Here is a 12,973-nt window from a genome sequence, read left to right on the forward strand (position 1 = left end):
ACCGCCGTGAGCCGAGCGGCGCGCCTCGACGTAGGTGCTGTCGATGGCTGCCGCGTCGCCAGCCCATCCGGCTTTGGCCAGGGAAGCCAGCATCGCCCGCCAGGACCCGCGCCGGTACCACCTGTTGAACCGGTTGTAGATTGTGGTGCGCGGACCGTACTCTACCCGGCAATCCCGCCAGCGGTAGCCCGAGGTGAGCACATGCAGGATGCGTGAAATGATCTTCTGGTCGACCTTGCGTTTGGGGCTGGGCTGGTTGACCGGCATGAACAGCTCTATCACCGTCCACTGATCATCCGAGTTCCGGAATAGGTCCGCCTTCACCACCTCAGTGCTGAAAACGGACGGCGTGAATCACAAAAATTACAGCCTCAGCAATATCTTGGTTCGGTTCAGACCCTAGCGTAAACAGGCACCATATACGGCAAGAGGCGAGTGCACGGCGCTATGGCGCCGTGCACGGATCGACGAGCCATGTCTACTCAGAACGGTGGCCGAGATTTGTCAGGGCACTGCCTTCGGACTGCGATTTACCCTGTGTCGCTAACGCCTGTGCTGAAGCTTGTTCACGGACGGCGTTTGCGGCTTGCCGTAGGCGCGCCATGTCCTCCACCTTCTGTCTTATAATCGAATGATCGGTGACGTGGCCTTCTGAGGCGGTGCGACCACTCTCATCGCTCGTCTGTGGATACGAGGGAGGCGCAGATGCGACAGGCGCGACGCGCGATGCCGCGATCTGCGGCGTTGATATTGATGGCGTAGCACCTGTCCGATCTGTAGCGGATGCTGGCAAGGCGTTGCAATTTGGATGGGTCGAGGGCGCGTGCAGCGCCAGAGTGGACGGCGTTGGGGGAGCTGCAGTAACGGCGGCCGCTGGTCGGAAGTTTGGGGGTACGACAGCTGGTGCTGCAGGGACCGCTGATGGGTCGGGCGTTGGTTTAGTTTGGGTGGCAACCGATGTCGGCGTCGTGCCCTGGACTACCGTCTGTTGCGTTTGCCCCGTCTGCTTCGGCGTCCGCACCACGGTTGGGACTGCCTTCTTGTCCCTCGCCTTTTTTGTCAGCCTTTTGTTACGAGCGTTAAGGTAGCGTCTCAGCTTTGGCGCGTCCATCTGAATGCCGCCAAGCTTGATGCACGTAGCGATTTGCTCGTACGAGTAGCCGGCCTTGTAGAGTTCCCGAATCTTTATCGCTAATTCTCCCACCGCGCTGACGAGAGTGGTTTTCCCGGGTGCTGGTGCGGGTGTTGTAAGCTTGAGCGCTTCGAGCGCTTGCCGAGCGACCGTGAGTTCCTGCGCCGTCACTGCCATCTTTGCCGTCATTAAGGTGCTCATCGATCATCTCCATGGATTGCGTCAGTTCTCGCATTCCCAGTCGGGACGAATCTGACTGGATCCATGGTCGTCATCGATCAGTGTTCGGGCAAGCTGGAATTCGATGCGAATCCACGAATACTGAGCGTCATGTGCCATTTCACGCTCGATTCGCAACAAATTACACTGAGATTCAGTTTACAAGAGCCTTGGTTATCAGCCTTTAATCAGCGATTGCACGCGGTCCGCTTGGGGATCGGTGAGGCGATTGTCGCTGCGAAGGAGGACGTCTCGTGCTGATCTATGCGGACCATAACGCGCTACAGATGGAGAGCATCAGGTGTCGGACAGGTAACAGAGCAAGTGAGGGTGAGGCGTTTGAAGGAGCGATCATGCCTTGTTTCGAACCTGTATCTAGCCTGTCGTACCGGCATGACGGAGGAAGGGAGAAGAGAGCGGGCAGGATGCTCTTTGCTATCCGCGCCGGCCAAGCCGGGCGCAGACCGCATCGAGGCGGGAGCCGTTCGGCGCTCACGCTTCTCACAACTCCCTCAGCCTGTCGGGGCGTCCCCCCGATCCCCCATCCCTGAAGCCACCCGGAAGGACGCAGCCGATGTCCAGCCAGAGTGGATCTGAATGCCGCCGCCTCACCAAACAGGTCGGCATTCGTCTCACACCCGAAGAATACGATCGTTTGTTGGGCGAAGCCAATGCTGCAGGCCTCACGCTGGCAGCGCTCACCAGGCGCCGCCTGCTGGGACTGCACATCACGGCACAGGTCGACGCAGAATTGATCCGTGAACTGCGCCGTCTCGGCGGATTGGCCAAGCTCGCCATCCGCACCCCGAGCCTGCGCGAAACCGGTCATCCTGTCCTGCATGACATCCGTCGCGCCATCGATGCGCTGTCGCGGCCGGCGTCATGATCGGCAAGCAGATGCCGAAGCGTCGCGACGGCGCACTGATCGGACGGCAGATCCTAGACCTCGCCGCCTACATAGACCGTCGTGATCGCGGGGCTGACCGGGGCGACGTGCTCGCCTTCGGTCAGCTCAATCTGATCGCTGGGACGCGGTCAGGCCAGATCGCTGAAATGATCGCGACGGTGATGGGCGCGCCGCGCGCGCACTCCCCGGTCGAGCACGTGGTGTTGTCATGGCGGGCCGGTGAGCAACCCAGCATCCGCCAGATCGAGCAGGCTCTGGTGATCCTGCAGGAGGAGACCGGTTTACGTGGGCACGGGATGCTGTGGACGCTGCACGGCGGCAGCGACAACCTGCACCTCCATGCCCTGATCTCACGCGTCGCACCCGACGCCCAGAAGACGACCAAGGTCGCTTTCTTTCATCGCAGCTTAGGGCGCGCCGTGGCCCGCATTGAGCACGCACAAGGCTGGCAACGCGAGCCGCGCGCGCATTTCGAAGTTCTCGAAGAATGGGAAGGAGAACATCATGTCAAACAGTATGGGGGGCGCCCCCACAACGCATCCGGATTTGATCCGCATCGCAGCGACCGAGGCACAGGGGGCGCATATGGACACGGGGCAGATCCTCAAACTACTCATGGAGGGGGGAGAGGAGGCCGATCCGATTGGGGCGATCATCGACAGCCAGGACCGGGGCGCGGAGCGTCTCGAACTGATCATCAGGATGTTGATGGAACTTCAGCGAGACGTATCGCAGCTGAGGGCCAAATCGGACGTGATGGTGGCGGACATTCAGACGCTGCGCACGCAGCTCAACGTCGTCTACGGCAAGCTGGCCAACGTAACACTGAGGCCCGCCTCCGTCGCAGGGTCGCCGCAGTAAATCTGCGGGCGTGCAACCGGAGCCGCACTTCGCAGACGTCACCGCACGAGGATCGATCCGTCCCCACAGTTGACGTGGGCATGCATGCGAGCTCGGCATCTTATCCTGCCAATGCAAACACGCAGGCAGCACGCTGCGCTCGCCTCCTTGCCGCGGTCCGAATGCGACGGGCTCATCGCACGACGCTCAGCGGCCATGCTCTCGTTCATAATATTGGACTCGGTGATGCGCTTACGGCAGGTGCTGCCGTCGCCGAGATCCGGGGTGGTGTTGAGAGTGCCGCGCGCAGGGCCATCGAGGTCGCTGGCCCCATCGTCAAACGCGTCAAATCCTGGAGCGAGTTGCATAGGGAACTCGCCCGCCAGCACATCTTCTATCAGGCAAAAGGCTCAGGCGCTGTGCTGGTACTGGACGGTGTCATGGTCAAAGCCTCGACGTTCCGCGAGGCAGGCCGCAGCAAACTTGAAAAACGCTTCGGACCATTTGAACCTGCTTTCAGCACCCCTGCGAACCATGGGAATGCAAATGTCGGGAACGAAGATGCTGTGCGTCCTGCACCAGGGATCGACGAGAATTCGTTCGCCGTTTCTTGCAAGAGAAAACAGGCAGCCGTTATCGCGCACCACGAGTATCGAACAATCTACGCACCATTTGCCTTTGCGCCGATGTTGATGGCGGCGGTTGCGGGTGGAGCGCCTCGAGCCGCACCGAGCGCACGTGACATCGCCAAAGAACTGGGACGACCTAAACCGAAACGCACTCCTGTCGCACGCGTGTCTGCTCCCGGCCTTCATCCCAAAAGCTTACTCACGCACTATGAAACTGCTTTGCAGGCCGACTGCTACCGGATCATCGCTGAACGATCTGGCGCCCCGTCCTCCCATCGCGATCTCGTAGGGGCGGCTACCGGCCCAGATCGCCTCTTCCAGATCACACCAAGACCGATGACCGGCGTCGCGGCGGCGTGGCCCGAACTCGAGACGGCTGCCGGTGCGCCATGCTCCCTCTTCCTACAGCCGGTCTCGACCACGAGACACCACGTTGTCCTATCAGGTCTGGCCCATGACGATCTTGCTCATGTTCGCACACGTCACGCGCCGGCGCTCGTGCTCGAAAGTGCCGACCATCGCTATGAGGTCGTCCTGACCAGTGAAAAGCTCGGATTGCCCTATGAGGCAGCAGCCGTAGCAGCCGCCGCAAAACAGCTTCGTGAGTTTTATAGCGCAGAGCGCGGGCGCTACGGTTTGCGAATCCGGAAAGATGGGGTGCGACGGGAAGGACGCGAACGAGAGGCTGAGCCGTCTCCTGCCTACGCCCAGATCGTGGACGGTGCCGGTACCCTCTGCAGCTTCCTAAAATCCATTATCAAGAAATGGATCATAACGTTCATCAACCGCCTTGGACTAGGCGCTGGCTCGCGCCTAGGACGCGGATGGCCCTCCGATGGAGAGCCTGAACCAGAGAATGCCCCGGTGTATTGGGCGCATCGCGCCGACATCCTCGCGCATTGGGAGGGACGCTGGCCCGATGCCTCCCGCGTCGACAGCCTGATCGCCCGGCGCATGCAGACCAATGGGCATGCCGAAGCGGCTGTCGCCAATGTGATCACGGCATGTGCTCCGGCTGTCGAGCGGCTGAGGCGATACGACTGGATCGCCTATGGCCGACGCGCGGCAGCCCACGCTTTTCACGATACCGAGGACACATGCTGGGCTTTCGACCGGTGCACCACAATGCGGTGGCGCGAATTGGAGGAGGACGTGAAGGCGCGAGCAGTAGCCAGGAAAATCGCTTCACCGCCGCCGATCGACGTCGTCATCCCGCCGTGGCCTGGAGGCGAGATGGATACGGGCAAAGCGAGGCGTGCCGCACCAGCAGCCCAAGGCGCCGCAAATGGGCGCGGTGGTGGCTATGAGAGGTGATTCGGACTTGCGTGCTGCGAAGTCTGATGGTGAGCCTAAGTGTTACTCAATTTGTAGCCCCCGCTAATTATTAGATGTCGACCTCCAGCGGTTCAATTGCCAAGCTCACCGTCGAAAGAAGCATATCGGTCGTGGCATTGTCGCGAGCCCGCATTGCCATGCCAATGATGAGGGTCCCGTAAAACTCAGTGAATATGCTCAAGAGAAGGGACGAGATCTGTTCCTCTGAGACTGCGCGCGCAAGCCTGCCGTGGATCGCATTTTGGATGCGATCCCGATATTGCGCCGTCCAGGTTACCAAAGCAGCGTTCTGTGGTGTGCAGTTCGTAGCTCCTGTGACGATCAGGCAACCGCGCATCGGGGCATGGGCCGTGTAGAGATGGGCTAGGCTTTTGAGCAAAAACTCGAACGCCTCCTCGACGTTCGGCAAGCTTTCCAATTCAGCCAGCAGGGGGACGTAATACGTATCCCAGTAGAGTTCGGTGGCGGACTGGAATAATCGCTCTTTGTCCCCGAACGCTTTGAACAGGCTTGGCATATGGGCGATACCCATGGACGTCCGAAGCCGCTCAAGTGATGCTCCTTCATAGCCGAGTTCCCAAAAAACCAGCATCGCGACTGAAAGCGCGTGACCGGTATCGAAGTTTCTTGGTCGTCCCACCGGCATGCGGATTTCAGTAAATTAGGCTGGGATAAAGAATCCATCCTTATCCCGTATGGGAAGTAGGATTAATAAATTACCCACCGCTAAAAAACCAGCATGCATCAATCGCTGATGCGGTTTGTTTTGCCGGCGCGACCCACTGGAGAACCTGCTGATGAACCGAGGCTCAGCAGGTCCAAAAGAGTGAGATTGGGTACGACCTGTCCTACGCAAGAACTTAAGGTTCTCGAAAATCACACTTAAGGCGTCCGTATGAGACAACTGGGTAGAAGTTGGCTGTACGAGTTCGTGAGCGAGCGTGCCAGCGTAGCCCGCGGGCGTACGGAAGGCGGTGTGCAGCGGCAGCCCACCGGGAAAACTACCAGTTTCGCCGCTCATGCAGGAATGGAAATTTGCCGGGCCGAAATAGTAGGTCGCCTTGAAAAGATGTTTCAGATGAAGGACTTGCTTGCGGATCTGAGGCAGGCGGCCCATCTAGGGCGTGCGAGTACTTCGCGGGTCCATTAGCCGACCCCGGGGCACTGCGCATGGTGGAGCGCCGGTTCCAGCGGGGCCGAGCCTTCGGGGCTCAAAGTAGGCGATACTTCCGAGGGCACCCATTCGCCGTATTCCGTTGTTTGAGGAGCCTGATGTGGGATTGACCTGACCGGCATGCTTGGTGATCTCGCAGCCGATGGTAAGCGGAAGTCTCGCGTGCGTGCCCGGATCGGGGGCGTGGCCTCGATCATACTGGGCGCCCCGACTCCGTCGAAGTGCAGAGCGACATGCCCACCGCATTCGTCGAAGATGATGCACTGCCCCGCACTCAATCGCCTCAGTGGCGAGGTGAGGTGCAGCTCGCAGGGTGCGCCCGAGGCCGTATGTCGGCAGAACGCGCGTGGTCAGACATGCTGAGTTTCAAATATTTGGCGGGTCGTGGATCGGCGCGAGAATGGCGATGGGTCCGCTTAGGTTGTCCCGCATCGCTCGGGGAGGCCTCGCGCCGTCGCGTATGCCGGCCCCTCCAGGCGCCAGCGCCAGAGGTCAGCGAAGACATTTGGTGCATTCGTCAGGTCGCAGGGCCACGAGAGTTCGCGCACGGAGTGGAAGGAAAGGGTCACGCAGGTGACGATCACTGGCACCGGCTGGACGATTAAAGCAATGTAGACCTTCAGAACCATTTCAGCGTCTCCCTCACAGCGCCGATGGGAGCGTTGTCCTTTGTTTCAGTTATCAACCTGCGACGACCACCATATAGCTCGCTCCGTCGGAGGAGCAGGACACATCCATGGCGCTGAGGCGCTTAGCCTGCATTTGCGCTGCCTCTTGAAAATCGAAGCGTGGCACTGATGCTGCCGGCTTCAGAAATCCGAAACCTTGGTCGAGGACGAGCACGGCGTCCGGACCGTCCGTATAGCTGAGGGTTAGACGCCGCGAGTGCGAACAGGGTTCAACTTTGAGCTCCAGATCAAGTCCGGCAGTTTGGCAGAGATGTCGGATAACAACTGCACGATCGGCCTCTGTTCGCCAGTCGTGTGACAAGCGGTGAGGGACACTGTCATTGTATTTGAGGGGGGTCGTCATCAGCAACAATGGCCGCCTTTGCGGGCCCGACAGTGCCGCCGCCAAGCGGGCCGCGACGCGCGTGACGAGTAGCGCTACGAGGGGCGAGCGAACATAGCGGTCGCTGTAGCTTATTGCTGTCAGCTGACCCGGTCGCCACAGGCCCGCTGCATCGAGTTCCGGCCTAAGCAGGGTTAAAAAGCGATCACCCAGTCCACGGATTGGACCGTCAAGCTGGCGCCCCGGTTCGATGAACCGCGTGCCGTGCCGTGGCAACAGACTGTCGGGGTCGAACGGCTGGTAGACTGGAGGTTGTCCCAGAAAGGTGACGACGGGCGCCTCGCGGCCAAGCCCCCAGTTGTCGCCGAACCGAGCTGACGCGTCGTCGCGCGAAGCCCAAATGCGCCCGTCAGATAAGGCGGCGATCGCGCGCGCTCCGTTGGGGAAGCGCAGCGCATCCCCGGTAGCCAAATGTAGCCCGTACCGAACGGCTGCATCCCTAAGGGCGAGGCGCTGGGCTGGGTCGAGCGCATTCAACAGATCGCCTTGCACACAGAGCGTGATTGCGCTGCCCGCGTCTATTAAACGCCGGAGGAGGCTCAGGAGGCGGGGCTGGGACAAGGACGCGGGATCGAAGGGCGCGGCCGGCCACAAGATCGCGACTTCGCTTCCCGCACCGGCTTGGGTCGCGACTTCGTTGGCGACGTCGCGCGCGAGGACCGCCCCCTCGGTGGCCCGATCTTCGTGCGACGGGCCCGCTATGGCCTCAAGCTCGGATTTCACGAAGTCGAGGGCGGCGCGGCGGTCGAGTATTTCTGCCTGCCGATGAAGGTCGCTCGCTAGAACGCAAGCCGAACATCCGCCGTCGCAGCCGGGTCTGAGGCAATCCAAGATGGCGCGCGCGTCGCGCAGCAGTTCCTCGAACATTTCAACTAGGCGCGGGGCGAAGCCGGCCCCGCCGGCGGCTCGGTCGTACAGGTAGACGGAGTGGGTAGCCCCGCCGAGCGCGGACAAGCGCCGTACGACGGAAAGTCCGATCTCGCCGGTTTCGATGCCAAGGCGGCGAGTCAGCGCCTCCCTGAAGCCGGATGCTAGCGCCCAGGCAGCGCCGTCCGAGGCAAGAGCCGTGGGCTGAATCTCGGCAACGTCAGTGGCGATTTCGTGCCCTAGTGCGAGGCCGGTCTGGACGGCGAAGCTGCGGTCGTTGCCCGGACAGAAGCCTTCGGCGTCGGCTTTAGTGAAGCGCAACGGCCTGTGGTCGCGGAGCGGTCTCGCGGCAGGGTCAATCGGATGATTATGAGCTTCGGCGCGGCCACACTCGAGGCAGACGGCGTACCCGGCGCCGTGCTCGCCAGACGATGCGTAAAAGACCAGACCCTCATGGCTCGCGCGCATGCGCCCGCGCGCAGGCGTAAGGAACGGCTTCCAGGCTGCACCGCGCGCGACGACGCGCTCAGGTTCGGGCTCGACGAAACGCACCTGCTCGATCTCGGCGTGCGGCTTCTCCCGGGGATCGACTGTGAAACCAGCGGGCTGGAGGAACCGGCGGGTGTCCCCACCTCCCAAAGTCTGGCCGCAGGCCGCGCACTGCTCGGGGAACAACCGGGTCGTATCAGCTGTGCCGCAATGGCCGCATTCCCAGAACCATTTAAGGCTCTGCACCTCAGCGACTGCGTTTGCGGCCGCGGGGCGCTGCCAGTTCAGGGTCACGCCGGCCGAGGCGTAGACCAAACCGTCCACCACCACCTCGGCACCGGGCGCGTAGTCCCGAATGGCGAGATCCAGGTTTCGGGTCGGGTAGCCGCGGCGGCGGAAGCGGTTGCCATCGCCCTGAGGGGCGGCCTCCTCGTCCGGATCGTCCTTGTGCACGAAAGGCACGACCGCGGTGGGAAAACCGTGGCCGGGCAGGACGCCCCTGTCTGCCAGCTCCCCCAACAAGTACTCACCGCACATGCGCTTCACCTGCATGCCGAGGGCCTTGCGCGCGGCGTCGCGGTCGAGGCCCGCGGCCTGGGTCTGGATCGCGTCCCATTCCGTTGCGAAGGCCGTCTCGGCCTCCTGGACCGCGGCCGCGGCAGCGGCGCATACGTCAGGGTGCCCAGCGAGTGCCGAGCCGCGCAGGAGGGTCTCGACTGCGCGCATATGGGCCTGCGCGGTACTCGGCAGGACCACCCAGGCGCGGAACAGGGCAGAGGGTGGGTCCTGTACCCGACCAGCCGGGACGGTCGGCGGGCAGCCGAAAAAGTCGCCGGCCCGGGTCTTCAGCATCTGGCCCTGTGCTTCCCGGAACCACGCGGCGAGGAGGAGCGCGTTGACATGACGCTGCACGATGCGGCGCGAGTCGAGCGTCACCTTAGGCGCCTCGATCCGGCGGCCTAGATAAGCCGCGGGATCGCGGAAGGTCTCGCAGTCGAGCGGCGTGTCGCGAGCGTAGGTTAGGGCTGTTGAGAGCCCCTGCCCGCGGCGCCCAGCACGGCCAACCCGCTGGCGGTAGTTGGCGATCGAGGGCGGCACGTTCGTCATCATCACCGACGACACCGAGCCGATATCGACGCCCATCTCCATCGTGGTCGAGCAGTTCAGAATATTGATCTCGCCCCGCTTGAACGCGTCCTCGTAGCGGCGGAGGCGACTTGGGGGCTGCTGTGCGGAGTGCTCGGCCGCCCGGGCGTAGGGCGACCCGAGCGCGATGCGGTCGTGTAAGTTGCTCCAAAGGCCGCGGGCGCGCAGTGCTGCGACCCGTTCGTCGGTGCCAAGCCAAGTCTGCACGACCTCCGCCCCGCCCCGCTCGGGCAGCAGGTAAGGATTCGGGTGGGCCGGCATGACAATCGATGCACAACGCTCGCCGGCCGGCCGGTCTCCGCGCTCAGTCGCGTACGGTGACAAGCCCAGGAACGTCGTGTCGAGCAGGCGACGAGTCACGGGGCAGGCGAAAGCCTGGACTATCGGCGCAATGTGCGCGGTTTCGAAATCGAGGGCATAGATGGAACCCTCGCCGGGGCGAGCAAGCAGCGGGAGCAGGGCGTCCCATGCGGCGCTAAGCACGTCATCTATCTCAGCGCGGTGCTCGGCTTGGCTCACGTCGAGACCGAGGCCCTGTGACAGCAGGCGAACCGCCATAGACGGGCGTCCCACAAGCCGCGCCTTCGGCCAAAGGAGATCGCGGGCCGCCACCTTCTTACGGTTCGGCCCGACCAGGATGCGCGGGAAGCCCTGGCGGATAAGCCAGTGCTGGTCAGCCGGGTTAATGCGGACCGCGAAGGGGGTGCGGATATGGACCGTGATGAGCAGGTGCAAAAAGTCGCGCCAGTCAATGATCGACCGCCCCCGTACGCGAAAGGTGTTGGGCAGGCGTTTCTCGTCCAAGCCCTCGATCGCTGCAAAGCGCAAGCGTGCGAGGCCGAGGGGTTCGAGCGCGTTGGCGCGGCGGGGGCGGCGGGCGAGCTCCCGCAGCAAGAGGAAGGTGGTGAACTCCTCGGGGTCCTGGTCGAAGCGCCGGTCGCGCACGCGCCAGACTTGGCGCATCCAGTGCTCAACTTCGGGTCTGCGCACGAGGATGTCGCGCACGCCACGCCAAGGCAGACCGTCGTCGCTCGGTCGACCTAGGACCGCGCGCTGGTCTCGCTTCTCCTTCAACAAATCGGCGAGGGCCGGGACGGCAACTGCCTCGAGCTGCCGGATCTCGTCGTCGAGCTTCGCTGCGACTGTCCCATCGATCGCGGGAGGCCTTAGGCTGTCCTGTACCGCGTGGTAAATTATCGCCCGGATTGCGTTGCGCTCGGAAGCGGCCTGGAGCGCGGCCGCGAAACGGGCGGTGCCCTGGCGGCTGTCCGTGAACGACAGCAGCTGGCGCCCCCCGGCCGGCGGCGGGACAGTGAGGTCCGGATCGGCTTCGCGGGGGGCGACGCCGTCGAGCAGCACGGGGGCGGCGTTGCCGATCAGGAAGGGGGCGCCATAGCGGAACGGTCGGAGCACCGTCCCCCGCGCCTGATCCGGCCGCGCGCTAGCGGTGCAGGCTGGGCAGTACTCCGGCGGACCACGGTCGTGGACACTTAGGGTCAGGCTATTCTCGCCGACACTGTCGCGGACAAGACCGTCCGCTGCAGTGACGTGGAGGGGGCGGCCGCCGGGTAGCCCTCGCACCGCGACCAGCCGCGCGATGTCGGGTCGACGCTGGGCCGAAACGTTCGCCTCAACCGCCGCACCAACGGCGGCCTCCTCCTCCGCGGAGCTCTCTACCACGCCCTCCGTCTCACTCGCGGAGGCAAACTCGTCTTCCTCGGTCAGGCCGGTGCTGCAGCGTAGCCGCCCGTTCCGCTCAACAGCGTCAAGGTAGGGCTCGCCGCATTCCGAGCAGGATATCATCTCCAGCACCAGCCCGGCGCAGTGCGGACAGGCGTCGGCACGCTCGTGCAGAAGGGCACCGAACGGCCAGTCGCCCGATGGCCGGCCTAGGCAGTCCCCTCTTAGGCAGACCCACAGCCCTGGCACCGCGCGCATGAATCCATGGATGCGTAGCGGCAGAAGCGGCTCGCGTTGGTCCGCGCCACACCGTGCAAGCGCGCCTAGTAATGCTTCCGGCTCGACCCCAGCGGCACGCGCAGTGGTCGTGAACGACGCCCAGGTCAGGGGGCCCGCGGTGAGCCCCCGGATCAGCGCCTGAACACCCGGGTGGCGTGAAAGGGTGGTGGTGTCCTCGAGGTCATCGGCGGTCAGGGTACGACGTGTATCGGGGTTTGGGAGGGCAGGCAGACGCCGCTCGCCGACGACGACGTGCACCCGCTCCTCGGGCACGCCGGCAACGTCCCGCAGGAACATTCGGAGCTTGCCGAGGAGCTCTTTACCTTCGCCGATCGTGGCTGACGTCGCTACGAACCGCACCTGGGAGGGCGTGACGCCGAAGGCGAGGAGTGCTCGCCGGATTAGCAGAGCAATCTCTGCAGCGGCCGAGCCGACGTAGCTGTGGGCCTCATCTAGGATGATCCAGCGTAACTGGCCCCGCGATGCCTCGATGAGTGGGCGGTCCTGATGGCGGACAGTCATGTACTCCAGCATCGTCACATTTGTGACGAGTATTGGCGGTGGGTCCGTGCGTAGTGTCCGGCGATCACCGACCTGCTCTGGCCGGCTCACTCCGACAGCGGCGTCCTCCGGCATTTCCCCGTTGTAGAGTCCGAACCGAATGCGCCCGGCGAACGGCGCGGTCCACTCGCGCAGGCGCTCCTGCTGGCTCGCAATGAGCGCGTTCAGCGGATAGAGAGCGATTGCGCGCACGCCCTTCAAACGGCCGACCTTGTCAGCCTCCCGCGCGAGGTCGTCTAGGAGCGGGACGAGGAAGCACTCCGTCTTGCCTGAGCCTGTTCCACTAGTGACAAGCACCGACTGCGGCGTCGGGTCGGAAAGCAGCGCCCATGCCTCCAGCTGGTGGCGGTAAGGTTTGAGGTCACGGGGGAACGAGTAGCGGCGGTCCGGCCCCACCGCAGTGAGTGCGTCGACGACCGCAGGATGTAGCCGATCGCCTGCGATGTCGGCCAGGGTCTCGGCGCTGGTCACGTATGGGAGTGCGGCCTCGACGACCGGCTGCTGCACAAGTGCGCCGGCCTCCGCGTCCGTGCAGGCGAAGCGACGCCGGATCTCAGCCACGAGGGCCACGTGGTTGAGGCCGCTTTGACCTAGCACTGCTTCGGTTGCTCGTTCGCGCACAGCATCGAGCGTGGCCACGGGGG

The 12,973-nt window shown here is 63.4% G+C and carries 6 protein-coding genes; 3 read left to right on the plus strand and 3 right to left on the minus strand.

What is annotated here, in order from left to right; genetic code table 11:
• On the minus strand, positions 1–267 hold a 267-nt coding region (locus IPV08_RS22275), incomplete at its 3' end, for a transposase (RefSeq protein WP_207413826.1).
• A gap of 1,658 nt (positions 268–1,925) precedes the next feature.
• Here IPV08_RS22275 and IPV08_RS22280 point away from each other — a divergent pair.
• From IPV08_RS22280 to IPV08_RS24800, 3 genes are all read left to right on the plus strand, one after another.
• Positions 1,926–2,237 carry a hypothetical protein gene (locus tag IPV08_RS22280; RefSeq protein ID WP_207413800.1) on the plus strand — a complete coding sequence of 104 codons (312 nt, stop codon included), beginning with the start codon at positions 1,926–1,928 and terminating at the stop codon, positions 2,235–2,237.
• 525 nt (positions 2,238–2,762) lie between these two features.
• Positions 2,763–3,119: a hypothetical protein gene (locus IPV08_RS24795; protein WP_246748144.1), complete on the plus strand. Its 357-nt coding sequence runs from the start codon at positions 2,763–2,765 to the stop codon at positions 3,117–3,119.
• A gap of 161 nt (positions 3,120–3,280) precedes the next feature.
• Complete coding sequence (locus IPV08_RS24800; RefSeq protein WP_246748146.1) at positions 3,281–5,041, plus strand: hypothetical protein; 1,761 nt, start codon at positions 3,281–3,283, stop codon at positions 5,039–5,041.
• A 70-nt stretch (positions 5,042–5,111) separates the two neighbouring features.
• On the opposite strand, the gene IPV08_RS22290 is transcribed toward IPV08_RS24800, so the two are convergent.
• Together IPV08_RS22290 and IPV08_RS22295 are read right to left on the minus strand one after the other, a co-directional pair.
• Positions 5,112–5,708 carry a TetR/AcrR family transcriptional regulator gene (locus tag IPV08_RS22290; RefSeq protein WP_207413804.1) on the minus strand — a complete coding sequence of 199 codons (597 nt, stop codon included), beginning with the start codon at positions 5,706–5,708 and terminating at the stop codon, positions 5,112–5,114.
• Positions 5,709–6,917: 1,209 nt separating this feature from the next.
• On the minus strand, positions 6,918–12,968 hold the full coding sequence (locus IPV08_RS22295) for a DEAD/DEAH box helicase (RefSeq protein WP_207413806.1): 6,051 nt from the start codon (positions 12,966–12,968) through the stop codon (positions 6,918–6,920).
• Positions 12,969–12,973 lie beyond the last annotated feature (5 nt).

The organism is Methylobacterium sp. SD274 (assembly GCF_017355285.1).
Classification (GTDB): domain Bacteria; phylum Pseudomonadota; class Alphaproteobacteria; order Rhizobiales; family Beijerinckiaceae; genus Methylobacterium.

Coding starts and splice junctions, on each gene's coding strand:
- IPV08_RS22290 (WP_207413804.1), bottom strand. CDS start 5,708: ATGCCGGTGGGACGACCAAGAAACTTCGATACCGGTCACGCGCTTTCA.
- IPV08_RS24795 (WP_246748144.1), top strand. CDS start 2,763: ATGTCAAACAGTATGGGGGGCGCCCCCACAACGCATCCGGATTTGATC.
- IPV08_RS24800 (WP_246748146.1), top strand. CDS start 3,281: ATGCGACGGGCTCATCGCACGACGCTCAGCGGCCATGCTCTCGTTCAT.
- IPV08_RS22280 (WP_207413800.1), top strand. CDS start 1,926: ATGTCCAGCCAGAGTGGATCTGAATGCCGCCGCCTCACCAAACAGGTC.